The organism is Bradyrhizobium sp. HKCCYLRH3073 (assembly GCF_051167995.1).
In the GTDB taxonomy this organism is placed as follows: Bacteria; Pseudomonadota; Alphaproteobacteria; order Rhizobiales; family Xanthobacteraceae; genus Bradyrhizobium.
In genome coordinates, this window is record NZ_JBNPUD010000008.1 from 252,031 (window position 1) to 277,144 (window position 25,114).

Annotated in this window: 21 protein-coding genes; 11 read left to right on the plus strand and 10 right to left on the minus strand. The window is 66.4% G+C overall.

What is annotated here, in order from left to right; genetic code table 11:
* Positions 1-12: 12 nt before the first annotated feature.
* The 6 genes from ACQR1X_RS20400 to ACQR1X_RS20425 all read left to right on the plus strand — a co-directional run bounded on the left by ACQR1X_RS20400 (position 13) and on the right by ACQR1X_RS20425 (position 7,137).
* Positions 13-1,473 carry a formylglycine-generating enzyme family protein gene (locus ACQR1X_RS20400; protein ID WP_434899456.1) on the plus strand — a complete coding sequence of 487 codons (1,461 nt, stop codon included), beginning with the start codon at positions 13-15 and terminating at the stop codon, positions 1,471-1,473.
* 9 nt (positions 1,474-1,482) lie between these two features.
* Entirely contained in the window at positions 1,483-2,091 is a 609-nt protein-coding gene (locus ACQR1X_RS20405) for a DUF4399 domain-containing protein (protein WP_315802675.1), read from the plus strand.
* A 1,074-nt stretch (positions 2,092-3,165) separates the two neighbouring features.
* Positions 3,166-3,444: a PepSY domain-containing protein gene (locus ACQR1X_RS20410; protein WP_315802676.1), complete on the plus strand. Its 279-nt coding sequence runs from the start codon at positions 3,166-3,168 to the stop codon at positions 3,442-3,444.
* 10 nt (positions 3,445-3,454) lie between these two features.
* Entirely contained in the window at positions 3,455-4,228 is a 774-nt protein-coding gene (locus ACQR1X_RS20415; RefSeq protein ID WP_315802869.1) for a cytochrome b/b6 domain-containing protein, read from the plus strand.
* 614 nt (positions 4,229-4,842) lie between these two features.
* Positions 4,843-5,184 (plus strand): cupredoxin domain-containing protein, encoded by a 342-nt coding sequence (locus ACQR1X_RS20420; RefSeq protein ID WP_315802677.1) that lies wholly within the window; start codon positions 4,843-4,845, stop codon positions 5,182-5,184.
* A 96-nt stretch (positions 5,185-5,280) separates the two neighbouring features.
* A complete protein-coding gene (locus ACQR1X_RS20425; RefSeq protein WP_315802678.1) occupies positions 5,281-7,137 on the plus strand; it encodes an outer membrane beta-barrel protein in 1,857 nt (618 codons plus the stop codon).
* A 278-nt stretch (positions 7,138-7,415) separates the two neighbouring features.
* Here ACQR1X_RS20425 and ACQR1X_RS20430 read toward each other — a convergent pair whose 3' ends face one another.
* From ACQR1X_RS20430 to exbB, 3 genes are read right to left on the minus strand one after another with little or no spacing between them, the layout of a single operon-like run.
* Positions 7,416-8,204, minus strand: coding sequence for an energy transducer TonB (locus tag ACQR1X_RS20430; protein WP_315802679.1), 789 nt, complete (start codon positions 8,202-8,204; stop codon positions 7,416-7,418).
* Between the two features lie 26 nt (positions 8,205-8,230).
* Positions 8,231-8,680, minus strand: a complete 450-nt coding sequence (exbD, locus tag ACQR1X_RS20435; protein WP_315736414.1) for a TonB system transport protein ExbD — start codon at positions 8,678-8,680, stop codon at positions 8,231-8,233.
* A gap of 4 nt (positions 8,681-8,684) precedes the next feature.
* Positions 8,685-9,497 carry a tonB-system energizer ExbB gene (exbB, locus tag ACQR1X_RS20440; protein WP_434899457.1) on the minus strand — a complete coding sequence of 271 codons (813 nt, stop codon included), beginning with the start codon at positions 9,495-9,497 and terminating at the stop codon, positions 8,685-8,687.
* Between the two features lie 25 nt (positions 9,498-9,522).
* Between exbB and ACQR1X_RS20445 the strand changes: the two genes are divergently transcribed.
* On the plus strand, positions 9,523-9,732 hold the full coding sequence (locus ACQR1X_RS20445) for a hypothetical protein (RefSeq protein ID WP_434893743.1): 210 nt from the start codon (positions 9,523-9,525) through the stop codon (positions 9,730-9,732).
* 949 nt (positions 9,733-10,681) lie between these two features.
* Here the strand turns inward: ACQR1X_RS20445 and ACQR1X_RS20450 are convergent.
* From ACQR1X_RS20450 to ACQR1X_RS20465, 4 genes are all read right to left on the minus strand, one after another.
* Positions 10,682-11,371: a Fe2+-dependent dioxygenase gene (locus tag ACQR1X_RS20450; RefSeq protein ID WP_434899458.1), complete on the minus strand. Its 690-nt coding sequence runs from the start codon at positions 11,369-11,371 to the stop codon at positions 10,682-10,684.
* A gap of 40 nt (positions 11,372-11,411) precedes the next feature.
* Positions 11,412-13,943, minus strand: coding sequence for a TonB-dependent receptor (locus tag ACQR1X_RS20455; protein ID WP_434899459.1), 2,532 nt, complete (start codon positions 13,941-13,943; stop codon positions 11,412-11,414).
* A 399-nt stretch (positions 13,944-14,342) separates the two neighbouring features.
* Positions 14,343-16,736: a TonB-dependent receptor gene (locus ACQR1X_RS20460; RefSeq protein ID WP_316236763.1), complete on the minus strand. Its 2,394-nt coding sequence runs from the start codon at positions 16,734-16,736 to the stop codon at positions 14,343-14,345.
* Positions 16,737-17,007: 271 nt separating this feature from the next.
* Complete coding sequence (locus ACQR1X_RS20465; RefSeq protein WP_434899460.1) at positions 17,008-18,126, minus strand: ring-opening amidohydrolase; 1,119 nt, start codon at positions 18,124-18,126, stop codon at positions 17,008-17,010.
* A gap of 120 nt (positions 18,127-18,246) precedes the next feature.
* Here ACQR1X_RS20465 and ACQR1X_RS20470 point away from each other — a divergent pair, with 120 nt between their 5' ends.
* The 4 genes from ACQR1X_RS20470 (at position 18,247) to ACQR1X_RS20485 (ending at position 22,124) form a co-directional block, all read left to right on the plus strand.
* Positions 18,247-19,050 (plus strand): MBL fold metallo-hydrolase, encoded by an 804-nt coding sequence (locus tag ACQR1X_RS20470; RefSeq protein ID WP_434899461.1) that lies wholly within the window; start codon positions 18,247-18,249, stop codon positions 19,048-19,050.
* A 220-nt stretch (positions 19,051-19,270) separates the two neighbouring features.
* Positions 19,271-20,878, plus strand: a complete 1,608-nt coding sequence (locus ACQR1X_RS20475) for a hypothetical protein (RefSeq protein WP_434887882.1) — start codon at positions 19,271-19,273, stop codon at positions 20,876-20,878.
* Between the two features lie 119 nt (positions 20,879-20,997).
* The gene (locus tag ACQR1X_RS20480) at positions 20,998-21,486 is read left to right on the plus strand and encodes a DUF427 domain-containing protein (protein WP_434887881.1); all 489 of its coding nucleotides are present in this window, start codon (positions 20,998-21,000) and stop codon (positions 21,484-21,486) included.
* Positions 21,487-21,641: 155 nt separating this feature from the next.
* Positions 21,642-22,124: a hypothetical protein gene (locus tag ACQR1X_RS20485; protein WP_434882764.1), complete on the plus strand. Its 483-nt coding sequence runs from the start codon at positions 21,642-21,644 to the stop codon at positions 22,122-22,124.
* A 295-nt stretch (positions 22,125-22,419) separates the two neighbouring features.
* Here ACQR1X_RS20485 and ACQR1X_RS20490 read toward each other — a convergent pair whose 3' ends face one another.
* The 3 genes from ACQR1X_RS20490 to ACQR1X_RS20500 all read right to left on the minus strand — a co-directional run bounded on the left by ACQR1X_RS20490 (position 22,420) and on the right by ACQR1X_RS20500 (position 25,019).
* The gene (locus ACQR1X_RS20490; protein WP_434899462.1) at positions 22,420-23,073 is read right to left on the minus strand and encodes an HAD family hydrolase; all 654 of its coding nucleotides are present in this window, start codon (positions 23,071-23,073) and stop codon (positions 22,420-22,422) included.
* A 758-nt stretch (positions 23,074-23,831) separates the two neighbouring features.
* A complete protein-coding gene (locus ACQR1X_RS20495) occupies positions 23,832-24,242 on the minus strand; it encodes a hypothetical protein (protein WP_434899463.1) in 411 nt (136 codons plus the stop codon).
* A 126-nt stretch (positions 24,243-24,368) separates the two neighbouring features.
* The gene (locus tag ACQR1X_RS20500; protein ID WP_434899464.1) at positions 24,369-25,019 is read right to left on the minus strand and encodes an Mpo1-like protein; all 651 of its coding nucleotides are present in this window, start codon (positions 25,017-25,019) and stop codon (positions 24,369-24,371) included.
* Between the last annotated feature and the right edge of the window lie 95 nt (positions 25,020-25,114).

Sequence of the window (25,114 nt, forward strand, 5' to 3'; positions counted from 1 at the left end):
AGCGAGGACAGCATGAGCGAGAGTTCAGCGTTGCAATGGCTGCGGGCTCCCAAGCTCGCCGAGGACGCGCTGCCGGAGGATTCCCGCGCGGTGGCCTGCCGGCGCTGCGGCCGCACGGTGCAGGTCTCGCTCAGCCCGATGCGTCCGCCGAGCTTCCTGCGCGTCGAGGATCAGGTCGAGTGTCCCGAGGTGCAGGAGCGCTGGACCGGCAAGAGCGAAGGCGGGCTGCTGCTGATGATGTGCGGCGCGCTGGAGCAGTCGCTCGATGCCGAATGGGAGACCGCAGAGCCGGAGAGTGCGGCTCGACGAGAACCTGCGCCCGTCTCTCCGGTGCGCCCGCACCCGTCGCCCGCGCCGGCGTCTCTTCCAGGCAGATGGGACGACGGCAGCGACGATGATCAGGAGGAGACGGGTGAGGGCGGCCGGCTGAACGTCCTCCTCGCACCGGCTCCAGGAAGTCGCAAGAAGCTGATCCGCGGAGCGCTCGGCGTCGGGGTCCTCGGCATCGTCTTCCTCGGCGGCGTGCTGCTGCCGTTACGCGAGATCAGGCTGCTGATTCAGGCGCCGCCTGGGTCAGGATCATCGAGCTCGCAGCAGGAGGCGCAGTCCGCCGCGCCGCTGCCTCCGCCGCGCCGGATCCTGCTGGAAGCCGCCAGCGCGCCCCAGGACGTTGCGCGATCGCCGTCCAGCGCCTTCATCGCGCCGCGTCAGCCGGCTCCTGCACTCGAGGCAACGCTGGCGCGATCATCCGGCACCGCGGCGATCCCGCCGGCGCCGGACGCCGAGCCGAAGCTGCGCGTGCCCGAGCTGGTTGCGATCGCCGGCGGCAGTTTTGCGATGGGCGGCGACGACGAGTCCGAGCAGCCGTCGCATCAGGTCAGCGTGCGACCGTTCTCGCTCGGCAAGCATCCCGTGACGATCGGCGAGTGGAAGCAGTGTGTCGCGGCGGCAAGCTGCGCCGACATCGCGGCCGGTGCGGATGATCGTCCGGTCACCAACTTGAGCTACGACGACGCGCAGGCCTATCTCGCCTGGCTGTCGAAGGCGACCGGCAAGTCGTTCCGGCTGCCGACCGAGGCCGAGTGGGAATATGCCGCGCGCGCCGGCCAGCGCACCCGCTATTGGTGGGGCGATCGCATGCGCCCGGGGATGGCCAGTTGCAAGGGCTGCAACGGCACGGGGGACGCCGAGACGGATCAGCCGCCGAAGATCGGCAGTGTCCAGGCCAATCCTTACGGCCTGTTCGACATGGGCGGCGGCGTCGGCCAGTGGGTCGCCGACAACTGGCATAAGAACTACAGGGGCGCGCCGGCGGATGGATCGGCCTGGCTCGAGGAGGGCAGCTATGCCCGCGTCATCCGCTCGGGATCGTGGAAGAACGGCGCCGCCGATGCGCGGGCCGGCAGTCGCGACCGCTATGACGGCCGCATCCGGCATCCGACCCTGGGCTTCCGCGTCGCGCTCTCACCATAGGGGATTTGCATGCTGCCGAGGTCTGCGCGACTCTGCCTTATCCTGACCGCATCGCTCGTGCTCGCGCCGTCATTGGCGCCGGCCAAGGGAACGAAGGCTGCGAAGGATGCCCGCGTCTATTTCATCTCTCCTGCGGATGGGGAGACGGTGACCGGGCCCTTTATCGCTCGCTTCGGACTGCGCAACATGGGCGTCACCCATGCGGGCGACGATTTCGCCGGCAGTGGCCATCATCATCTTCTCGTCGACGTCGACGAGACGATGCAGGCCGGCGAGGAGATTCCGCGTGACAAGAAACACGTTCATTACGCAGCGGGGGAGACCGAGGCGCGGATCGAATTGTCGCCCGGCAAGCACACGCTGCAGCTGGTGCTGGGCGACACCAGGCATCTCAACTTCGATCCGCCCGTGATCTCCGAGAAGATCATGATCACGGTGAGCAAGCCGAACGGAGGCGAGCAGGAGGCGCGGGCGACGCGCAGCGTCACCGTCCGAAACCGACCGCAGATCCGGTCCGTACCAGCCGAGCCGCCGGCCCAGCCCGAGCCGTCGCCGGAGATGACGAAGTCGCCCGAGAGCTCCGACTTCATCAGCCGCGTCTTCTCCGGGACGAAGTGACGACCTCTCCATTCCCAACCAGGGCTATCGCATATGAAGATCTGAGTGTTTCGCTGCGCTGCCTCCACGTCGTCATGCCCGGGCTCCGTCCCGGGCATCCACGTCCTTCCCAGGATGCCGAACGACGCGGATGGCCGGGACGGAGCCCGGCCATGACGGTGTGGAAGGAGCCGACCTCAAACTTGTATCGTCAAGTGCGATAGCCCTGATTCCCAACGGCCGGGCGCGTGATGCGCGTCGGCTTGCGCGCGACCGTGGGACGCAAGCTCGGTCGCTCCGCGAGGATCCATCGCTGAGGGCGGCGCCTGTCGCGCGATGGCGGCAAGGACGATCCGCCATCCGGCAACGGCCGCTCGTCCGGACGCGCGTCCATGGCAGATCCCGGCGCAAGCGGGGACGTCGTTGCCGAGGCATCCGAGACGTCGTTTTCCTGCAGCGACTCGCCATCCTGGTCGGCAGTCCGTGCCGGCAAGAGTATCGCCCGCGTCCAGGATCAGGATGGCCTTGCCGTTGTCCGCACGGATGTGCGTCTGACGGCCGCTAGATCCGTTCGCAAGCAGCCGCATCGTCATCGTCCACCACCGATCTCGATCTGGTCGTGCGAACGATCGCGATGCTCAGAAAATTTTTCTGAGGCTTAAGGTCGCAGCCTTGTAGCTGTCGGTTCCTTTCTCGCCTCACCATGGTCACAGCGGCAATCGGGCGGGAGTGTGGTCCCGCACGCCGCGCCGGCCACGCCTTGTGCGGGAGCAAAGCGCATACGCCTCACGACGATGCTGCTACATCCTTGCGAATCAATATCAGTTGCAACGCGCAGGGAACCCGGCACGGGGTCGAGTCCTGAAGAGATCAGTAGCCTGCTGACATGGTTCGATCCTGACTGGACCGCATGTGAGTTCGCATCTCAGCGACATTGCGGCCGGATGTGGAACGTTTCGAGCCGCGCCTGCGTGGTCGAGGCCATCCACCGCGGACGATGACGTCCAAGTTTCGTTGAAATCTCCCTCCCCTTTGTAGTCCGCGCATCGAGCGCTGTTGGCGCCGATGGCGCAGTCTTCGAGGAGGAATTTCATAATGAAGGTCATCAAACTGTTAGGCGTGGTCTTGGCGGCGGGTCTGGCGTCGGGCTCCGCGGCGCTCGCCGACGGCTACAAGGATTGCACCAGGCTCGACAAGGCGTCGTGGAAGACCACCGCCGAAGCCGAGGCGAAGGCGAAGGCCGCGGGCTACGAGGTTCGGCAGACCAAGATCGAGGGCACCTGCTACGAGGTTTACGGTGTCAAGGGCGGCAAGCTCTATGAGCTGTTTTACAGCCCCGAGGACCTCGCGCTGAAGCACACCAAGGCGAAGTGATCTGATGGTCATGCGTGACGCAGGCCAGGCGCAGCGGAGCGTCGCCTCCCCGACGCCGGCGAACTCACGTCCGGGGACCGTGGCGGTCTGGGATTTTCCGCTGCGCGTCTGGCACTGGTCGCTCGCGGCCTTCGTGCTCGTCGCCTGCGTCACGCCCAACACCTTCGATCGCCTGCACCGCCTCGCGGGCTATGCCGTCATCGGTCTTCTCGCCTTCAGGCTGATCTGGGGGCTGATCGGCAGCCGTCATTCGCTGTTCGCGCGGATCAGCCTCAAGCTGCGGGCGGCGCCTCAGTATATCGTGGGCATGCTGCGCGGAGAGACGGGACGCTATCTCGGGCTGAACCCGGCGGGGGCCGCGATGCTGGTCGTGATGCTCGCGCTTCTGATCGTCTCGACCATCAGCGGCGTCATGCAGGTCTCGGTCCGGTTCTTCGGCGTCGGCTGGATCGAGCAGGCGCATGCGCTGTCGTCCAATGCCATCATCGCCCTGATCGCCGTGCATGTGCTCGGCACGGTGTGGATGAGCTTGCTGCAGCGGGAGAACCTGATGCGCGCGATGGTCACGGGACGCAAGCGCGTGCCGGGCATCATGCGCGCCGCGCCGGCGCGCAGCGTCGCACGCCAGAGCCCGGAGCCCGAGCCCGTGGCGGACGAGGAGCAAATATCCGTCGTCCCCGATCTGCCGCCCCTGCGCGTGAATCCGGCGCCCGGCGCCGCGAAGCCTGCGCGTATGCCGCGATCCCTCAGCGTTCACGACAGGCGGCTGGGGGTCGGCAGATGAGACGGCGGGCATCGGTCGTGTGCGCTCGCCGGCGATATGGGCGAGCAGGCCCGCGCCTGATTTCATTTCTGGTGCGCGCGAGGCTCGTCCGCACACGGCTCGAGCTGGATGGGCGCACACGCATATTGCGGTCCATGCCGCATGAGACCAGTGCGAGCGCGTTCCTTCGTGCATCTCGCTCGTACTCGTCTCGATGAGCCGGTGCATGAGAATCATGCAGGTGCTGTACGCAGCGTAAGCGGTCGATCGTGAGCCTCGTGTGGTTCGCGGCGTGCGCGACGGCGCTGCATGACCTGTCGTGTCTCATATCAGCACAGCTGCGAACTCAGGTGATCGTGCTGCTCCCGACCGCGGAGACCGCTGATGTTCGTCATTGTCATTCGGCGCGCATCGGCGATGCTCGAGCCGACGCGTCTGCGCGGCGCCTCGACGCCGAACAACTAATAAATTCGCGCGCTTTGTCGCACACAACGATGTTGTCAAATTTCGACACGGCAAATTGCCGCATTCGGGACTTCATAGTCGTTCTATGAAGTGTCGGAGACTCGTCGAAGCAGGCGAGCGCCGGAAGACGTTCGGCACATTCGGGTGAATTCGGGACAGGGACATAAATCATGAATCTCTTTGGGAAGGGACAGGCAGCGGGAGCCGCCGTGCTGTTGATCGCGGCGTTCGCGCTGCCGGCAGGAGCGGCTGAGACGACCATCGAGATATCGGTCAAGGACAACAAGTTTCAGCCGGCGGAGATGAAGGCGCCGGCCAACACGCCGATCGTGTTCAAGGTCAAGAATCTGGATGGCGCGCCGGTCGAGTTCGAGAGCGAGCCGCTGGAGTTCGAAACGGTGATCAAGCCGAACATGGAAGGCGTCGTGAAGGTCAAGGCGCAGAAGCCGGGACGCTACGAATTCTTCGACGATTTCCATCAGGGCAACAAGGGCGCGCTGATCATCGAGTGATCCGGCCTTCGGTCCCGCGGCGCCGTGATGCCGGAATGCGTCACGCCGCGGGCGCCGCGCTTCGCAGGTTGCCGAACTCGACGGAGACGAGGCTCTTTGGAACGGGCAGCACGAGAGACGGTCGCTTCCAGACGTGGCATCGGTCGCGACGTCTCACGGTGCCAGGAGGAGACGGTTGCGATCACCGTGCTGCTCGTGACGCTGCTTGGAGCCGCGCCGTCGTCCGCTGAGACCGTCGTTCCGGGCAGCCAGGTGAGAGCCTATGCAGATCCCGGAGCCTCCGACGGGGGGCCGGTGGTAGTCGTGCCCAATCGCCGCCGGCAGCCGGCGCGGCCTGCCAACGGCAACGGACCGCTGGTCATTCCGCAGGTGATCGTTTCGCCTGGTGGCGTCGAGCCGGAGCCCAAGGCGGCCACCCAGGTGGACGAGGCTCCACCGCCGCGGCCGCGATCTCCGGTCGATGCCGGAGCGGGCGCGCTTCCGCAGGCCGCGCGCCGCGAGCCGGCGCCGCGCCTGGCGCCTGTCCGCAATGGCTTCTTCGGCACACCGTCAGCCGGCCTTCTGGTCGGTGGCTGCCTGTCGACGCCGGGCCGGTTGTCGGTCACGAACGTCCCCAATCGCTGCCTTGACGCGCTGGCGTTCGCCGTCAGTCCGCCGCCGGCGACGCGCGGCGTGCTGCCGCGCAATCTGCCGCCGATTCCGCGACAGGATGCACAGCCGATTCCGCCCGTTCTGGCCGACAAGCCCAAGATGCGGCTGCCGCCGGTGAACAAGGGGCAGAAGCCGCAGGATCAGCCGCAGCCGCCGATGATGGAGGAAGACCCCTATGAGCCCAAGGGCATCACGGTGGGAAACTTCATCCTGAAGCCTGCGTTCGAAATGTCCTCGGGCTTCGACAGCAATCCCGGCCGTGTACCGCAGGGCAAGGGCTCGGCCTTCGTCAGCGTTGCGCCGGTCCTGCTCGTGCGCTCTCAGTTCGAGCGGCATCTGCTCAACGCCGATGTGCGCGTCGGCTACATCGACTATGCAAAGCTCCGGCAGCTCAGCAGGCCTACCGTCGACGCCAAGGTGAATGGGCGCTACGACATCACCGATACGTTTGCGCTCAACGGCGAGGGCCACGTTGCCGTCGATGCCGATGATCCCGGCACGCCGCGCTTCGCCGGCCGGTTCGCCAGGATTCCGCTGGCCTCCACCGTCGGCGGCTCCGCCGGCGTCACCAAGCGGTTCGAGGAGGTCGAGGTCTCGACCAAGGCCGCCATCGACCGCGTCGCGTTCCAGAACGCGCCGCTCGTCGACGGCCAGATCGTCAGCAATGCCGATCGCAACTTCGTCCAATATGGCTCGCAGAGCCGCATCACCTACAATCTGACGCCGGAGATCCGCCCCTTCGTCGACGTCGCCATCGATCGCCGCGTTCACGACATCGCGGTCGATGCCGAAGGCTTCCGCCGCGACTCCACCGGGACGGCGGTCGAGGCCGGCGTGACATTCAACTACGCCGACAAGCTGACCGGCGACGTCGCCGTCGGCTACCTGACGCGCCGCTACCAGGATCCGATGCTCAAGCCGGTCAACGGCTTCATTGCCGACGCCAATCTGACATGGCAGTTCGCCAAGGAGACGGCGATCGCGCTGGGAGCCAAGTCGCAGGTGGTGGAGATCACCGAGCCCGGCATTTCCGGGGTGCTCAAGCGCGACGTCACCGTCGGCGTCGAGCATCAGTTCGAGCCCTGGCTCATCGGCACGTTCCTCGCCGGCTATGGCGAGGACGCGTTCACCGGCACGACGCGGGTCGACAACCGCTATCTGGTCGAGCTCGGCATGCTCTACAAGTTCTCGCGCCTGCTGCAGCTCAGGGCCAGCGTCCGGCGCGAGGAGACGCGCTCCAACTTCCGCGAAAACAATCTGTCGGCGACCGTGGTGCAGGTCGGCGCCCGGGTGCAGTACTGATCGGCAGCCCGGCACGCACCCGCGCGCGGCATCTGTGGTCTTCTGAGGACGTGCCTGGAGATCGCGCTTCTTGTCGTGACGCAGCCAACAGTCATCCCCCGGGCAAGGCCGCAAGCCTGGAAGCCGGAGTTTCCCGCTCTGGCTTCGCCGTGTAGTATAGCTCCCCTGCAACGGGTGGACGCGCAGCGGGAGTGCCCGGCTCCAGTCTCCAAAATGAAATGCAGCGCCCACGACGTGAGCGCTGCCAGGTCCGGATCTGCGCGGCAGTCCGGCCGCGACTATTTCTTCTGATTGAAGTTCACGTCGAGGCTGAAGCTGAACTGATCGTCCGTCAGTCCGGACGGCGGTGCAGGCACAGGGTCGGAGCGGCGGATCATCGCCAGCGCGGCATCATCGAACATCGAGTCGCCGCACGACTGCATGACGGACGCGGACACCACCTTGCCGGCCCGGCTCAGCACCAGCGCCACCTTGACCGTGCCATTGTGCTTCTTGCCTTCCGGATAGCGCTTGTGCAGCTCGAAATAGGCGCTGATCTTGCGGCCCCAATCGTTGGTCAGCTTCTGCTTGTCCTTGCCCATTCCCGGATTGGGGGCCTTGGCCGTCTCGGCCGGCGGCGCGGCCTCGTCCAGCGCCTTGCGGGCCGATTCCTCCTGCGCGGCAGATGCGACCGACGCCTCGGCCTGCTGGGTCGCCTGCTGCTGTTCCTCCTTCTCCGGCTTCTTGGGTTCGTTCTGCGTGACGACCCGATCGGCCTCCTCCTCGGTTTCGGTCGGCTTGTCCTTGACGGCGTCGGACTCCTTGACTTCGGCGGTCTGCTGCATCTGCTCCGGCGCAGCTTCGGCCGCGTCGCTGTCGGGACCCGGCGGAAGATCGTTGTCCTCGACCTGGGGCGAGGCTATCTCGAGCGCGAATTCGGCGCCGGCCGCGCCGAGGCCGCCGTCCACGTCATTGCCGCTGAGATGGACGACCGCGAGCGCGGCGCCGCCACCGTGCAACATGAGGGCGCCGATCGCGGCTGAGATCCACAAGCGGCGCGACGCTCCCTGATACTTGTGTTCGACCATTCTTCAGTTCCGTCGTTTCACTGGTTTCAATGTGCAGCCTGGGCGGCGGCCTGTGAGACGCCTTCGACAGTCACGAGCTTGATCTTCGGATAGCCGCCGGTCCGCAGCAGCTCCATCACGTCCATCAGCTCTCCATACGCCACGCCCCGGTCGGCGCGCAGGAAGATGAACTTGTCCTTCGCTGCCTCGGGGATGTGTTCGAGGGTGCTCACCAGGCTCGCCCGTTTCACCTGCTCCTCGCCGACGAACAGTGTCAGATCCGGCTTGATGCTGACATAGATCGGCTTGTCCGGCTTCTTCTGCGGCGTGGCCGTCGATGTCGGGAGATCGACAGGCACGTCGACCGTCGACAGGGGGGCCGCCACCATGAAGATGATCAGCAGCACCAGGATCACGTCGATGAAGGGCGTGACGTTGATGTCACTGGTCTCGCCGAGATCATCGTCGCCATCGCCTTCCGAGAGAGAGACGGCCATGGAGCTACTCCGCTGCCAGCGCCATCGGAGGCGCAGAGTGGACGTGGATCGGCTCGAAGCGCTCGCCGTGATGGCTCTGGCCGCGATCGAGATCGCGCGACAACATCCGGGCGGTGGCGCCGGAGGACCGGTTCACGAGCTCCATGTAGCCTTTCGTCACCCGCGTGAAGTGATTGTAGATGATCACGGCCGGGATCGCGGCGACGAGGCCGATGGCGGTTGCGAGCAGCGCTTCGGCGATGCCGGGCGCGACGACGGCGAGGTTGGTGGTCTGCGACTTCGAGATGCCGATGAAGCTGTTCATGATGCCCCAGACCGTGCCGAACAGGCCGACGAAGGGCGAGATCGAGCCGATCGTGGCGAGCAGGCCCATGCCGGTCCGGCAACGCCGGCCCTCGGCACGCACGATCTCGGAGAAGCTCGACGCAGCGCGCTCGTTGACGCCGTGAGACGGCAGCTCGGACGACATCCTGATTTCGTGCATGGCGGCATCGATCAGGGTCGTCAGCACGTTCTGCCGTGATCCCAGCGCGAGCTTGGCTTCCGACAGCCAGCGTACGTCGTCGACCTTGCGCAGCGCGCGGCTCAGCTTCCGGCGCAGGATGGAGAACTCGATGGTCTTGGCGATGAAGACGGTCCAGGTCGCGAGCGAGGCGAGCGCAAGCCCCATCATGACCGACTTCACGAGAATGTCGGCGGCCAGGAACATCGACCATGGCGACAGATCATGCGGAACGTGAGCTGACGGCTGCGCGCCGCCTTGCGCCGGCTTCTCTGCCTGGTCCTTCGCCTTGTCGCCCGCTGCCGCGTCAGTCACGGCTTCGGCCGCCGTCGACGGTTGGGTGTCGGTCGTTGCGGCCGCCGGCGGCTGGCTCGGTGCCGCGGCTTGCGGCGTGGAAGCAGACGGAGCCGGCGCAGCCGTCGGTGCGACGCCGCTGGTCGTCGGAGCCGCGGGCGCAGGCGCCGCGACCTGCGGCGCGGGCGCGGCCTGGGCAACGGCCGGCGCCGTGGATGCCTGTCCCGTCGTCACCGGCTTCGGTGCCATGCTCTGAGCCGGAGCCGCATGCGCAGCGGGAGTCGACGCACCGGCCGCGGTGTTGACGGGCGCAACTGCAGGCGCCTGCGCGGTGGCGGCTGTCGTCGGAGTCTGAGCGGCTTTCGCTCCGGTCGCATTCGCTGGATTTGATGCTGTGGTCTGCGGCGCTGTTGCAGCCTGGCCAGGTCTCGGCGATGTGGCCGGCTGCTCGGCATGCGCCATGGCGCCGGCCGAAACCGCTGCGATCACCGCTCCTACTTGAAGAACGATCCTGAACATGTTGCTGAACACCCCTTGGTAGTTAACCGCTCCGTAATGTTTCCAGTCCTAACCCGGCTGTTTTGAGACGCCGCGTTGACTCAAAGCGGGAACATCGACGCCGGCAGTTGCCGCCGTGGGTGCGATGCCAAACGAAAAATCGAATCGTGCGACCTGCGTAACAGCCCGCGATGGCGTGCATCGCGTCTTAACTCCCTGAAAGTCCTGCTGTGAGGCGGATGCGCCTTGCGCAGCGTCGCCAATGCGGCTGCCTGTCACGCAAATGCCGCCGTTCGGTCTTCCATCAATTCTAATTAGTCGGTGCGGGCGTGATGGGCCCGTTCGGCCGGTGAGAGCACTTGTGCGTGCATCTGTGATGCCGTCCGACAAGCCAGAAGGCCTCGGGACCGAATCATAGTGCTGCTGAGATCGGCACGGTTCGAAAGATAGCGTGCGCCGCGCGACTCTATTTTCGTCGTGATCAACGTCGATGTCGGCCGCAAGGGAATGGCGGTAGTTCGCGAAACGCACAATCTCTCCGGCATAGCTGCCGAATGTGAGCTCGGATGGCGGTCCATCGCGAGCGCGCCGAGAACAGTGCTGCAGCGAGCGGTCGCCATCCAAACGAATGAGCCGGGCTGCATCTCGTGCAACCCGGCTCAAAGGCGATCGAACTCAACGTGATCGGCGCGATTGGGGACGGAAGTTCAGTTCTCCGCCCAGTAGCGGATCAGGTTGTGATAAAGGCCGGTCAGCCGCACCATTTCCGGATCGTCGCGCCCCATCCGCTGCGACAAACCCTGGATCGTCGTATCGAGATCGAAGATCATGCTGCGCGCGAGGGGATCGCGGATCATGCTCTGCAGCCAGAAGAACGAGGCGACGCGGACGCCGCGCGTCACCGGCGTGACCATGTGCAGGCTCGAGGCGGGGTACAGCACGAGGTCGCCGGCGGGCAGCTTCACCTCATGCGAGCCGTACAGATCCTCGATCACCAGCTCGCCGCCGTCGTAGTCCTCCGGCTCGGAGAGGAACAGCGTGACCGAGAGGTCGGTGCGAATGCGCAGGCCGGTGAGCTTGTCGCCGCGGACCGCGTTGTCGACGTGGATGCCGAAATGGTGGCCCGACTGCGCGCTGTAGCGGTTGAACAGCGGCGGAAAGATCTGCTGCGGGATCGCGGCGGCGAGAAAGCGCGGATTGGCGGTCATCGCCGAGACGATGCGGTGGCCAAGCTTGCGCGCCACCTCGCTGTCGGGCGGCAACTGCTCGTTGCGCTTGACCATGGCCGACTGGGCGCCGGCCGTCGAGCGGCCGTCCTCCCAGTCGCTGGAGTCCATGATGCGGCGGAAATCCGCCACATCGTCTTTGCTCAGAATTCCGGGGACACAGATCAGCATGAACTCATCACTTGATGTATGCCCCGGCTTGGGTGTGCGATCAGAACCGTCCTGACAGGACGATCGATGCGCTTCGTCCCGGACCGACGAGCACGAACGGGGTGGCACTCTGATAGAGAGCGTCGTAGTAGAGCTTGTCGAAGATGTTGGCAACGAACAGCTTCGCCGTCCAGTTCTTGTCGAGCTTGGCTTCCGCGAACGCGTCGAAGCGCCAGTAGCTCGGCAGCTCGGTGCCCTGGTTCGCCGCCAGCCAGGTGCCGCCGAAGATCTTCGAGCGGTACACCGCCTGGCCGCCGATCTCCCAGGTGTCGTTGATCTGGTACTTCGTCAGCAGGCTGAACGACTGGTGCGCGGTGTTGGCGAGCTGCAGGCCGACATTGCTGGTGAACAGCGCGGTGTTGGCCGGCGGGATGTTCGACTTCGTCACCTCCGACTGCATCAGCACGATGCCGCCGAAGATGCTCCATTTGTCGGTCAGCTTGCCGCCCGCCTGCAGATCGATGCCGCGGATGCGGTAGGCGGCACCGGCCGAGAGACACGGCACGGAGCCGACGGTGCCTGCCGGATACGGGCAGTCCGCGGTGGCCTGCGCGGCGCTGGTGATGTTGCGCGACTCGCGGGCATTCTCCTTCTCGGTCTGGAACAAGGCGCCCGTGACCAGCAGGCGGCCGTCGAGCAGCTCCCATTTGGTGCCGATCTCGATCGAGGTGTTCTTCTCTGGCCCGAAGATCTGGTTGGCGCCGCCATTGGTCACCGCCGACAGGCCGCCATATTGCGGGCTGAGACCGTCGAACTCGGCGCCGACCGGGTTCGACGACGTGGCATAGGCCGCATAGAAGCTGGCGTAGGGCACCGGCTTCAACGTCATGCCGACGTTGAAGTTCGGCATGCCGCTGGAGGCCGCGGTCGAGCCCGGCGTGTTGGCGACGCCGTTGACCGTCCCGAAGCCATCGACCCGAACGTCGTATTTGTCATAGCGCACGCCGCCGTTGAGGATGACGAGATCGCGGTAGTTGACGCTGTCCAGGGCGTAGACGCTCGCCGAGTCGATCTTCACGTTCGTCGGGAATTGTCCCAGCGACGGAATGCCGAACGGCAGGTTGGTGAACTGCGGGTTGAACACGCTCACGCCCGACAGCGAACCGCTGCCGGCGAACGCGAGACCTTGCTGCTCGGAGGTCAGGCCGGTGTAGCTGTTGATGAGCGCCTTTTCCTGCGAGACCTCGAGGCCGGCGAGCACGGTATGCCTGAAGTTGCCGGTGTCGAACTTGTAGGTCGCCTCGAGCTGGTTGGCGAGCACGTCGGTCTGCTGGAAGCGGCTCTGCGGATTGGCCCGGATCGTCGAGTTCGAGAGAGGATTGGTGAGCGTCGGGCCTTCCGGCAGAGTGCCGATATAGTTCAGGGTCGAGCGCGATACCCGGAACTTGTCGGAGATCGTCAGGTCAGGGGTGACCTTCACCTCGGCATTGAGCGTGCCGATGTCCTGTCCGACGCGCGAGAAGTCGCGGTTGACGAAGCCGTACCAGGCGTTGCGCGGAGCGCCGACCTCGGGGAACGGCGCGCCGGCGGTGAGCGTGCTCGGCCGATAATACGGTACGCCGAAGTCCGGACGTCCCGTCACCTCGTTGTGGATGTAGTTGGCGGACAGCGTCACGGTGTCGAGCGGCGTCCACTTGGTGGCGATGAAGCCGCCGTTGCGGTTGTCGGTGACGTAGTCGCGGCCCGCGACGCCGGCATCCTGGAACAGGCCGCCGACGCGCGCGGCGAAGGTCGGCGTGATCTTCTGGTTGACGTCGATCACCACGCGCTTGGTGCGGTCGGTGCCGAGCGTGGTGTCCATGTTGTAGAAGCTGTTCTCGGTCGTGGCCTGCTTGGTCGCGATGTTGATGGCGCCGCCGGTGGTGCCGCGGCCGGCGAACGAGGAGTTCGGGCCGCGCAGGATCTCGACCTGCTCGGTGAAGAAGTTCTCGCGCACGGAGACGCCGGCGTCACGCACGCCGTCGATGAAGACGTCGTTGCGGGCGTCGAAGCCGCGGATGAAGAAGCGGTCGCCGAACGCGTTGCCGCCTTCGCCGGTGCCGAGCGTCACGCCGGCGGTGGAAAGCACGGCGGATTTGAGGCTGGTGGAGTTCTTGTCGGCCAGGATCTCCTTGCTCAGCACCGTCACCGTCTTAGGCGTGTTGAGCAGCTTCTCCGGAAACTTGCCGGAGGCCTGCAGCCGCTCGCCCTTGTAGTCGGAGGCGGGGCTGGAATAGGGGTTGCGGTCGGGCGGCAGATTGCTCTTCGGCGCCGCGGCCTGCTGCTGTTGTTGCTGGCGGGCGGCGCGGCGCATCGCGTCGCGGGCGCGGACCTGGTCCGCGGTCGGGCGCGAGGCGGCCGGCTTGGGACGCGCGACCGGGGCTTCGACGTTGACGGACGGCAGCGGCGCCTGCTGGGCTTCGGCACTGGAGAACGAGGCAACCGCGATCAGGCTCGCGACTGCCGAGACTTTCACACCGGAAATCTCGGGAGATGGCTCCCACTCGTGCCCGCTTGCCCCTCGCAAGCTCCTTGGAAAGATTGCCTTACCCATACTCGACCACCCCGTTCGTTACGCAAAACTCTGACTTGGGTTCGTTTGAACGCCCGCAACCGGCGCGTGCCTGTTGCGAATGCAAGTCAAGAAGCGGGGGAAAGCGGTCCAAAGCTGGTTCCGCCGGTGGCCGGAATGCGAAAAGTTTCCATCCATTTCTGAAAATGAGAGTTGTTCGCAAAGTGTCGCGTCACGGCAACACTTGAAACCTCCTGGTTGAGCTGATCTCCGTCATTCAATTGCTGATGGGAGAATTGGCCGGCCTTCACCCCGTCCCGCGAGGTTAATCGTGCGCTTGATGATCACTTCGGCGATCTTCGGTTCGAGCTGCTTCCCGCCGCATCGCGAGATGCGGCGGGAATCTGGCGAATCTGTTTCCCGACCGGGACGCGCGCGGCCTTAGAACTTCGCCGTCGTGATCAGGTAGAACGCACGGCCGGGAGCGACCTGGGTGAACGGCACGTTGCTGCGGTAGAAGGTGTCGTAATAGAGCTGGTTGGTGAGGTTCTGGGCATAGACCTTCATGCTCCAGTTCTTGTCGATCTGCTTCTCCACGAAGGCATCGAACCGCCAGTAGCTCGGCAGCTCGTTGCCGGTGTTGGCCGCGAACGTGCCGCCGAACACTTTCGAGCGGTAGACGGCCTGGCCGCCGATCTCCCAGCCGTCGTCGAACTTGTACTTGGTCAGCACGCTCAGCGACTGGTGCGCGATGTTGGCGAGCTGCAGTCCGGTATTGGACGCGACGCCGCTCTGCGTCACCTTGGACTGCATCAGCACGAGGCCGCCGAAGATGCTCCAGCGGTCGGTGAGCTTGCCTTCCGCCTCGATGTCGATGCCCTGGATGCGGTAGGCGGCGCCGGAGGTCAAAAGCCCGTTGACGGTCTCGCGGGCGTTCTCCTTCACCGTCTGGAACAGCGCGCCGGTCACCAGCAGATGGCGGTCGACCAGCTCCCATTTGGTGCCGATCTCGGCGCCCTTGTTGCGCTCCGGCCCGAGGATGATGGTGCTGTTCGGCGGAATGCCGCCGTAGTCGGTCGCGGTGCCGTCGAGCTCGGAGCCGAACGGATTGGCGGAGGTCGCATAGGCGGCATAGAGGCTGCCGATCGGCAGCGGCTTGTAGACGAGGCCGAGATTGTAGTTGATCAGGTCGGAATCGACGGTCGCCGAGGCGGTGTTGTTCGACGAGCGCATCGCATAGCCGTCATAGCGCAGGCCGCCGGTGAGGATGATGGTGTCGCGCCAGTTCGCGGTGTCGATCACATAGGCGCTCTTGCTGTCGACATCGTAGCGAGTCGGATTACCGGTCAGGAACGGCACGGTCGTGAACGGCAGGTTGGTGTAGGCGGGGCTGAACATGTTCTGGTTCTGCAAGCCCCCGCCGGTGGTGCCCTGCGAGCCGAACGCCTCCGAGGTCAGCCCGGCGTAGCGGTCGATCGAGATGTTCTCCTTGGAGAACTCCGTGCCGACCACGGTGGTGTGCTTGACCGGGCCGGTGTCGTATTTGAACGTGAGGTCGTTCTGGTTGGCCCAGTTGTCGACGGTCTGATAGCGGCTCTGCGCGCTGGCATTGAAGAACCATTTGGTCGGATCGGGGCTGGCCGTTCCCGCCACGCTCGCATTCGGCAGGGTGCCGATGTAGTTCAGCTCGGAATGCTCGCCGCGCAGCTTGCTCGTGAAGGTGACGCTGTCGCTGAGCTTGAGCTCGCCGGCCAGCGTGCCGAAATCCTGCCGCGCCGCCTGGAAGTCGCGGTTGAGGAAGCCGTACCAATTGTTGCGCGGGATGCCGGCCGAGGTCGCCGGAATGTTGCCCTGCTTGTAGAACGGCACGCCGAAGTCCGGATAGCCGGAGAGGTCGGTGTGGACGTAGTTGGTCGTGACCTTCAGCGAGTCCGTCGGCGTCCACTTGGTTGAGATGAAGCCGCCCCAGCGGTCGTCGGTGACGTGGTCGCGTCCCGCGACATTGGCGTCCTGGAACAGGCCGCCGGTGCGCACCGAGAAGGTCGGCGAGATCGTCTGGTTGACGTCCAGCGTCACGCGCTTGGTCTGGTCGGTGCCCAGCGTCGACTCCGCGTTGGTGAAGTTGCGGTCGCCGGCCTGCTTGGTGATGATGTTGATGGCGCCTCCCGCGGTGCCGCGGCCGGCATAGGCCGAGGCGGGACCGCGCAGGATCTCGACCTGCTCGGTGAAGAAGTTCTCGCGCACCGACACGGCGGGATCGCGGATGCCGTCGATGAAGATGTCGTTGCGGGCATCGAAGCCGCGGATGAAGAAGCGGTCGCCGAACGCGTTGCCGCCTTCGCCCGAGCCGAGCGTGACGCCCGCGGTCGAGCGGCCGACCTCCTTCAGCGTGGTGACGTGCTTGTCCTCCAGCACCTCCTTGCTCATCACGGTGATGGTCTTCGGCGTGTTCACCAGCTTCTCGGTGAACTTGCCGGAAGCGACGCGGTCGACCTTGTAGGGCGCGGCCGCGTCCGCGTAAGGGTTGGCGTCGGGCGGCGTCTGCGGTCCGGTCTGAGCCGGCGGCTGCTGCGGCTGGCGGGCCGCGCGGCGCAGCGCGCTGCGGGCGCGGACCTGGTCGGCCGACGGCCGCGACGGCGCCGGCTTGGCGCGCGCGGCCGGCGCTTCGACGGTGACGGAGGGCAGGGGCGCCTGCTGCGCCTCGGCGCCGGAGAACGAGGCGACGGCGATCAGCCCCGCGACCGCCGACACCTTGACCCCCGATACATCAGCGGAGGGATCGCCTCGAAGCGCGGTGCCCCCGCGCAAGCTTGCTGGAAAGACGGCTCGACCCATACTCAACCACCCCAATGGCTACTCAAGGACAAATCTTGTTCGTGGATTCGCCATCAGGATCACTCCTGTTGCGAACGCCTCTCAACAAGTCCTCGAAATTCGACCAAAACGGGTTGCGCTGGTGGCCCGCCTGGGATGATCGTACCTAATGCATGTGATAATCAGTCGCAGGTAAGGGTCTGTTGGTTATTCATTACCGGTCGCGCCCAAACTCCCGCGAGGTCTCCGCAAACCGCGGGAGCGGCGCCTGCCGGATCTCGATACCGTCGATCTAGCCGCGCGCGACGATCACCGCGACCGGCCCGCCGCCGTCAGGGCCCTGGTGCTCAGCGCCGCCCGAGACGAACAGGTCGGTGAAGCCAAACAGCCCGGCCAGCGCGCCGCCGACGAAGGCGCGGGCATGGCGGGTCGAGGAGACGTCGCTGTCGTCGAGCATGGTATGCCGCTGGCCGCGCAGCCGGCCGCTCTGCGCCGCCTCCGCCTTGGCGAGCACCGCGGCGATGCGGCTGCGATCGGCCGCCGGCACCTGGCCCGCCACGTTCAGGCCAAGCCGGGCGAGCGCCTGCCGCGCCGGCTCGATGTCGATGGCATCGCCCATGACGGCATGATCGATCGCGAGCGGCCCGCTCCACCTGGCCGACATGCCGGCCACCATGATCTCGTGGTCGAGCAGCTCGACGCCGCCCGAGGTGGCGGCGCGCCCGCTGTAGCGCGAGACATCGGCGCAGATCGTCGCATCGGACAGATCGCCGGCGGCGAGCTCGCCGAGCGCGACGGCGACCCCGAGCGCCGAGGCGCCGCGCGAAAAGCCCATCGACTTCAGCGTATCGCGCACGGCGGTGCGCTGTCCCCGGGCCTCGACCGCCTCGATCCGCTCCATCGTCAGCAGCGGGCATTTCACCTGCACGTAATGGACGTCGGCGGGATCGCCGATGCCGGCGTCGGCCATTGCCGCGCGCACGCCGGCGGCCACGAGCTCGACCTGCTGCATGCGGCCGAGATGCTCGCCCGCCAGCACCGGCGTGCGCGCGCGCCCCAGCGCCAGCGACGTCGGGACATCGCGTGGCTCTGCGGCGTCCCCGCCGTCGCGTGCCTCGAACACGATCATGTGCGGCGACAGCGCGCCCTCGGTGCCGCCGGACATCACCATCGCGATCTGCCGCACGGCGTCCGCCGCAAGATATCGGCCGAGCAGCGCCTCCAGCGAGCGCACGGCGAAGGCGCGGGTGAAGTCGTTGACGCAGCCATTGCCCTCGGTCTTGCCGAGAATGGCGACGATCCCTGCGGGATCGATCGCCCCTTGCGCGATTCCGGCCTCGAGCGCGCCGACATCGTCCGGGCTCCGCATCGGCAGGCGGTGAACGTAGGCGCGGCGCAGCCGGGTCGGCATGTCGAGAACTCCTCTGGTGCGGTCCGGCGACACTAGGCAATCACGAAGCCGCGCGCGACGGTGTTCCGAGATGGCCCGCATGCTATCCTTGGCATTCCCAACCCGGACGACCGGTGATCCATGCCTCTCTGGACCTGCTTTCAATGCGGCGCGCAGTTTCCCGATACGCCGGCGCCGCCCGGCCATTGCGTCGTCTGCGAGGACGAGCGGCAATATGTGAACTGGACGGGACAGAGCTTCCTCAGCCGCGACGACCTCGCCGAACGGCATCAGGTCGTCTGGCGCGAGGATGACGGCCTCATCGGCCTTGCTCTGGAGCCGGGCTTCGCGATCGGCCAGCGCGCGCTGCTCGTTCCCGGGCCGGACGGCTGCGTGATGTGGGACTGCATTCCGCTGGCGACGGATGCGGCCATTGCCCATGTCCGCTCGCTGGGCGGGCTGAAGGCCATCGCGGTGTCGCATCCGCACTATTATGGCGCGCTCGCCGATTGGAGCGCCGCGTTCGGCAATGCGCCGGTCTATCTGCACGGCGACGACGCGGCCTTCGTCACGCGGCCGCATCCCGCGATCGTGCCGTGGACCGGCGACCGCCTCGCGCTCTCGGACGACATCGTGCTGCTGCGGACTGGCGGGCACTTCGCCGGCGCCACCATCCTGCATTGGCGGAAGGGAGCCGAGGGCAGGGGTGCGCTGTTGACCGGCGACATCGCCATGGTGGCGATGGATCGTCGCCATGTCAGCTTCATGTACTCCTATCCGAACTACATCCCGCTCGGCGCCGCCGCCGTGCGCCGCATCGCCGATGCGGTCGCGCCGCTCGCGTTCGATCGGATCTACGGCGCCTGGTGGCAGAAGAACATCGCCGACGATGCCAAGGCGGCGTTCGATCGCTCGGTGCGGCGCTATCTCCAGGCGATCGCTTGAGCCGCCGGTTTCGCGGAATCCCCGTAAAGTAACGGAGCATTAGGCACAACCAGAAGGTTGCCTCAGGACATCTTGCAGTCTTTGGTCGGATGGTATCGAAGTATCCCGGGCGGAATGGGGTACCTCAATGCATTTGCCATCGTGCTCGCCGGCGACTGGCGCCATCGCGCCGGCCAGCCTCCTCGTGCATTCAGACTTCCGATCAGTCCCCCATCCTCCCGTGTCCGCCTCCAGCGCCGGCGAGCTGCCCTGGCGCTGGATCCTGCTGGCGCTGGTGCTCGCCATCGTGCTCGCGGTGCCGTTTCTGTTGGTCGATGTCCCGCCGGTGCTCGACTATCCGAACCACCTCGCGCGGCTGTTCGTGCTGGCGCATCCCGACGATCCCGTGCTGTCGCAGATGTACGCGCCGAACTGGCGCATCCTGCCCAATCTCGGCATGGACGTGATCGGCGTCGCGCTGCTGCGCATCACCGGCGTTCATGTCGGCGGCCGCATCCTGCTCGCGCTCAGCCTGTTCGCGCCGCTCCTCGGGGTCATCGCCTATCACCGCGCGGTGTTCGGCCGGCTGTCATTGTGGCCGCTGGCGGCCGGCATCGTCGCCTATGACGGCGTCTTCCTGCTCGGCTTCATGAATTTCCAGCTCTCGCTCGGTCTTGCCCTCGGCGGCGCCGCCGGCTGGGTGGCGCTGCGCCGTCGGGGCGGCTGGCTGCCGGCGATCGCCTGGGGGGCCATCACTGCGTCGGCTGCCTTCCTCTGCCACATCTTCGGCTTGCTGTTCTTCGCGGTCCTGATCGGCGCCGGAGAGGCCGATCGGCTGTGGCGGCTGCGCCGGTCGGCGGTCCTGACGCGGGAGCTGGCGGTCGCGGCCTGTGCGCTCGGACTCACGCTCAGCCCGGCCGTGCTGCTCTATGGGCTCTGTCCGCTGGGCGAGGGAGGGTTGCAACTCGGCGACTGGGACGGACCGCCGAAGCTGTGGCGCATCATGACGCCGTTCCTGACCACCAGCGCCGAGCTGACGATCATCACGACCGTCGTGGTGATGTCGGTGCTGGTTCTCGTCCGGCGCCAGCTCGTCATCGCGCCGGGCGTTCCGCTGGCGCTGGCGGCGCTGTTCACGGCCTTCGTCGCGGCGCCCTGGACGGCGCTGGGAGGAACGCTGATCGACATGCGCTTTGCCGCGATGGACGGCCTGCTGCTGTTCGCCGGCCTGCATCCGGTCGTGTCCGGCAGGAAGGCGGCGCTCGTCGGCATCGTCCTCGCAGGGCTGATGCTGGTTCGGACCGCGGATATCGCATCGGCCTGGATCGATCACCGGGTCGACCTCGCCGAACTGCGCGCGGCGATCGCGCATGTGCAGCCCGGCGCGCGCGTCATCGCCGCGCATGGCCACGAGCAGCCCGTCTCCAGCCGGCGCGAGCGCATCCTGCCCGGCTTCCGTTATGTCGATTCCCATATGGCGGCGCTGCTCGTGATCGAGCGGCGGGCGTTCTGGCCGCTGATGTTCGCCCATCCGAACCAGCAGCCCGTCACGGTGCGTCCCTCTTTCGCGCGTCTCGCGCAGCCGCTGGCCGAGCCCGCCGCGTGGCGCTGGCTGCAGCCGGACACGCCGCCCGCCGACGTGTTGCCGCTCGCGCGCTATCTGGCCGGCTGGCGCTCGAACTTCGATGCTGTCCTGCTGCTCGACCCGCCGGTCCCGGAGCAGCCGGTCGCCGGCCTCTCGCCGCTCTATCTCGGCAGCTACATCCAACTGTTCCGCATCGGGCAGGGCAACGGCAAGGCCGCGGTGCGCGAGCCTGAACCCGCTCCGCCGGCGGCTTCACCGTCGTGAAGCCGGAACGACAGCCGCCGCTCCCCATCAATCTACGGTGATCCTCTGCCTCCCTTGGGCCGTTGCCTTGCGCTGGCCGGTCGCTACGCGCGGCGGCGGCGCCATGACGGAGAAGGGACATGCAGCGGATCGTGCCGGGGCCGGGACAGGAATCGGTGTGGGACTATCCGCGGCCGCCGCGGCTGGAGCGCTGCATGTCGCGGCTGCGCGTCGCATTCGCCGGCGTCACCATCGCCGACACGCAGGACGGCTATCGCGTGCTCGAGACCAGCCATCCGCCCGTCTACTACATCCCATCGCAGCATGTCGCGATGCAGTGGCTGCGTGCCGCTCCGGGCCGGTCGTTCTGCGAGTTCAAGGGCGTCGCCAGCTATTGGACCGTGGAGGTCGATGGCCGCCGGTCCGAGCAGGCGGCGTGGAGCTATGAGCAGCCGACGCCCGCCTTCGCGCCGATCGCGGGCCATCTGGCATTCTATGCCTCCCGCGTCGACGCCTGCTTCGTCGGTGACGAGCGCGTTGCCGCGCAAGAGGGCGATTTCTACGGCGGCTGGATCACCTCTCGCGTCGTCGGACCGTTCAAGGGCGGGCCGGGTACGCGGCACTGGTAGAGCCAGGTGCTCGTCCCGATGCGTGATCCGATGTCCGGTCTTGATCGTATGGATGACGGGTGACGGCCGCCCGCGCATGCAGCGTGGCTTGACTTGGCGGGGGACCGCGAGCCCTGCCGGACGAGATCTCATCTTCACGACGCCGGGGGAATGCCATGCGACGGTTGATGAAGTTCCTGCACACGATGGGCGCGATCGGCATGATGGGCGCGATGGCCTGCCTCGTCGTGCTGCTCGGCCTGATCCCGCAGCCGTCGGTGTCGCTGTCGCATTACGCCGAGATGCGCGCGGCGATGGGCGCCATCGTGCGCTACGTGTTCTTCCCCTCGCTCGGCCTGACCCTGATCGCCGGACTGCTCGCCATCGCGATCAACCGCGCGCTGCACAGCGCCGGCTGGGCGCTCGCCAAGCTCGCCTCCGGCATCCTGGTCTTCGAATGGGGTTTTGCCGCCGTGCAGGGTCCGATGCAGGAGGCGGCCGAGGAGGCCGCCCGCGCCGTCGCCGGCCAGATCGACCCGGCGACGCTTGCGCCCAACTTCGGCACCGAGCAGGGCGCCATCTGGGTCATGCTCGGCGTCGCCACCGTGAACGTGATCCTGGGCGTCTGGCGTCCGAGGTTTACGAATTTGCCGGATTGAACGGGGATGATCGTCGACTCGATGCCTCGGATCATTCGGCCTCGCTGCGGGCGCAGTGGTCACTATTGTGCCCTCGCCCCTTGTGGGAGAGGGCATGTAGGACGGTGCAACGGGCTCGGTTGGGTGAGGGGTTTGTCTCCACGCGCGTTGCTCGCGGAGACAAACCCCTCACCCAACCGAATAGGAGGATGGGCCGTCGATGCCCTCTCCCACAAGGGGCGAGGGCACCGTATTGGGTAGCGGTGCGGAGGCTACGGTCGATTAGTTACTGGGCCTCACACGTCGCAGGCTGTGGCTAGAGCGAGCTTTCGAGCAACGCCTGCAGCTCACCCACCGTTGGTACCACCTCGCTCGCGCCAGCCTCCTTGAGCTGCTCCGCGGTGTGGTAGCCCCAGGTCACGCCGACGCACCTGACGCCCGCGGCCTTTGCCATTTGCATGTCGAAGCTAGTGTCGCCGATGAAGACCGCCTCTCCGGCGGTGACCCCGGCCGCGGCCATCGCCTGCAGCAGCATGGCGGGATGCGGCTTCGATGGCGCCATGTCGGCGGCCTGGATGGTGCTGAACCAATCGCGCCAGCCGAGGGTCGTCAGCGCCGGCACCACCGCTTCTGATGTGTGACCGGTTGCGATGCCGAGTTGCGTCCGGCTCCTGCGGCTCAAGCCAAGCAGCAATGCGCCAATCCCTTCGAACGGTCGTTCCGCGAACGCCGGATCGGCCCGCAGCCGCGGCAGCACACGGCCATATGTGGCCACCATGTCCAGCAGAGGCGCATCCGGGCCGGCGAGCTCCGCCAGCACGAGCTCCAGCGAGCGGCCGATCAGCGCGAGGCTGTCCTGCGCAGCCGGTACCGGCAGGCCGAACTTTGTGAACACGGTGCGATGGCATTCCAGGATCAGCGCACGGCTGTCGACCAGCGTGCCGTCGAAGTCGAAGATGATGAGCGGCACGGTGAGGCTTTCTGAACGGAACGCGGAAGATCAGCCGCATATAGCCGAAGTTCAACCCCCGCAGCAGCCGTTCGCGGTGAAATTTCCTGCAGTCTGGCGCGTGCTTCGTATGATGCTGATCCGCCGCTGCCGGGAGTGTGGATCGGTTCTGTCCGACCGCGCTCGATTAGAATTCGGAAAAATATAAACGCCTTGCGTTTTTACGGAATATGTGGTTCTATCCCCCATCCCGCCTCGTGCAGAGGGACGGACGCGTCGTCACGAACGTGGAGGTGGGTTGCGATGGACGTGATGGCTGTGCCAGACGAGCGCATGCGGCACGGACGGCGAAGTCGTGTGGTCCTGGCCTCTCGACGCTGAGGTCAAGTCCGCGGTCGGTTGCTTGACGGCACGCGCGGGCGATGGGGGCAAGAACGCCGATCCCCAGGGAGAGCACGAAGGACACCGTAAAACCATTGCGCGGGGGAGGCCGCTTGGTGGCCCGACCTGTGGTGACTGCCGCCTGCTTTTCTTGTTGCAGGCGGGCCATGGGCCGCGGTCAGCACCCGGCCTTCCCCGCGCCCTCTCGCCGAGAGGGCTGACGGCCGCATCACCCGGGCATCGATCGTGCCGCGGGATCGCGAGCACGCACGCAGGATCACATGTTCGGCATGGCACCAGGATTCGCGCGCGCAGCTTCCGACGACGCGCAATATCTCCAGCCGGTCATGTCCGACGCCAGCGCCGCTGCGGCGCTGACGCCGGCCGTGTCGACGTCTTCAGAGCTGCGTCGCCCGCAGTTCGATCGTAAGCGGCGCGGTCGTGCGCCTCGTAGCCGGGTCGGCCGGCATCTGCACCACGCGGGCGCGCTGGCCGGCGGCGAGGTTGGTGACCTTGACGATGCGGCCATTGGAGAATTCGAGCGCATCGTGATGTTCGGCCGGCTTGTTGGTGTCGACCTGGCGGAAGCGGGCGAGATGCGCGCCGACCTTGCGGCGGAAGAAGAGGCCCTTGATGCGCACGTCGCCCTCGAAGGCGAGCTCGGTGCCTGGGCGCAGGCACACCGCGGTCAACGGATCGTCCTTGGTGCAGAAGCCGCGGGTCTCCGTGCCGGGAAAGCGACAGGAGACCAGCACGTCGGCGGTTTTGGCGTCACGGGAAGCAACAGTATGGAGGCTGTAGTCACACATGGAAAGCTCCTGAAGGCCACCAGCACTAAGCCCGCAACGGCGCAGCAGGAGAGTCGTTCCATGGTGTTGAAGCCCGTCACTCCGACGACGCCCGCCGCGGGACGGTCCCGCGGCGGGAACTCGCGATCAGGTGAGATGCGCGGCTTCTTCGGCCTCGTCCTCGGCGGCGCCCCAGTGCGAGGCGTCCTTGATGGTCGGGTCGATCAGCTCGCCGCGCAGCAACGCCAGCGGCGACTTCCAGTACAGCGCGATGTTGTGGAACGGGTCGGTCAGCACCTTGAACGCCCAGATGAGGCCGGTCGAGACATCCTGCGTCGCAAACAGTTGGATGACGCGAAACAGGCCGCCGCCGATGCCGACCGCGAGCCAGAGCAGGCCGACATGGCGGACGAAGTCGATCCGGCCGGCCGGCTCGGCGAACAGGCCGAACAGCGTCGGAAACGCGAACAGCGCCACCGGCACCAGTCCCCATACCGTCAGCAGCACGATCTTGCGGGTCTGATTGTAGCCGACCTTGACCGCCTCCTTGTACGCGTTGGTGACGTCGTTGACGTGGTCGTAGCCGTTCGGTTCGAAGAAGAAGTGCCCGGTCTGCCGCGTCAGCATCGCCAGCCAGCCGACCAGGCCGGCCATTGCCGGATCCTTGAACAGCAGCGCGTAGCACACGAGGAAGATCACGGCGCTGATCAGGTGCAGCGTCTGATTGATCCGGCTCTGATGATAGTAGCGATAGTCGTCGAAGCGCTGCGTCTGCAGCGTCTTGTAGTAGCGCGACATGCGAATCCCCGTGCCGTTGTGGAACGAGGCGAAGAGGTAGAGGGCCTCAGTGAAGCTGGCGTGACATTATGATGTTGTCACAATGAAACCGACCG

Excerpts from the sequence above, each read along its gene's own strand:
- ACQR1X_RS20465 (WP_434899460.1), bottom strand. The coding sequence starts at position 18,126 with ATGCCGACCCGGCTGCGCCGCGCCTACGTTCACCGCCTGCCGATGCGG.
- ACQR1X_RS20420 (WP_315802677.1), top strand. The coding sequence starts at position 4,843 with ATGAATCTCTTTGGGAAGGGACAGGCAGCGGGAGCCGCCGTGCTGTTG.
- ACQR1X_RS20450 (WP_434899458.1), bottom strand. The coding sequence starts at position 11,371 with ATGCTGATCTGTGTCCCCGGAATTCTGAGCAAAGACGATGTGGCGGAT.
- ACQR1X_RS20400 (WP_434899456.1), top strand. The coding sequence starts at position 13 with ATGAGCGAGAGTTCAGCGTTGCAATGGCTGCGGGCTCCCAAGCTCGCC.
- ACQR1X_RS20415 (WP_315802869.1), top strand. The coding sequence starts at position 3,455 with ATGCGTGACGCAGGCCAGGCGCAGCGGAGCGTCGCCTCCCCGACGCCG.
- ACQR1X_RS20455 (WP_434899459.1), bottom strand. The coding sequence starts at position 13,943 with ATGGGTAAGGCAATCTTTCCAAGGAGCTTGCGAGGGGCAAGCGGGCAC.
- exbD (WP_315736414.1), bottom strand. The coding sequence starts at position 8,680 with ATGGCCGTCTCTCTCTCGGAAGGCGATGGCGACGATGATCTCGGCGAG.
- ACQR1X_RS20410 (WP_315802676.1), top strand. The coding sequence starts at position 3,166 with ATGAAGGTCATCAAACTGTTAGGCGTGGTCTTGGCGGCGGGTCTGGCG.
- ACQR1X_RS20470 (WP_434899461.1), top strand. The coding sequence starts at position 18,247 with ATGCCTCTCTGGACCTGCTTTCAATGCGGCGCGCAGTTTCCCGATACG.
- ACQR1X_RS20405 (WP_315802675.1), top strand. The coding sequence starts at position 1,483 with ATGCTGCCGAGGTCTGCGCGACTCTGCCTTATCCTGACCGCATCGCTC.
- ACQR1X_RS20430 (WP_315802679.1), bottom strand. The coding sequence starts at position 8,204 with ATGGTCGAACACAAGTATCAGGGAGCGTCGCGCCGCTTGTGGATCTCA.
- ACQR1X_RS20495 (WP_434899463.1), bottom strand. The coding sequence starts at position 24,242 with ATGTGTGACTACAGCCTCCATACTGTTGCTTCCCGTGACGCCAAAACC.
- ACQR1X_RS20485 (WP_434882764.1), top strand. The coding sequence starts at position 21,642 with ATGCGACGGTTGATGAAGTTCCTGCACACGATGGGCGCGATCGGCATG.
- ACQR1X_RS20460 (WP_316236763.1), bottom strand. The coding sequence starts at position 16,736 with ATGGGTCGAGCCGTCTTTCCAGCAAGCTTGCGCGGGGGCACCGCGCTT.
- ACQR1X_RS20480 (WP_434887881.1), top strand. The coding sequence starts at position 20,998 with ATGCAGCGGATCGTGCCGGGGCCGGGACAGGAATCGGTGTGGGACTAT.
- ACQR1X_RS20500 (WP_434899464.1), bottom strand. The coding sequence starts at position 25,019 with ATGTCGCGCTACTACAAGACGCTGCAGACGCAGCGCTTCGACGACTAT.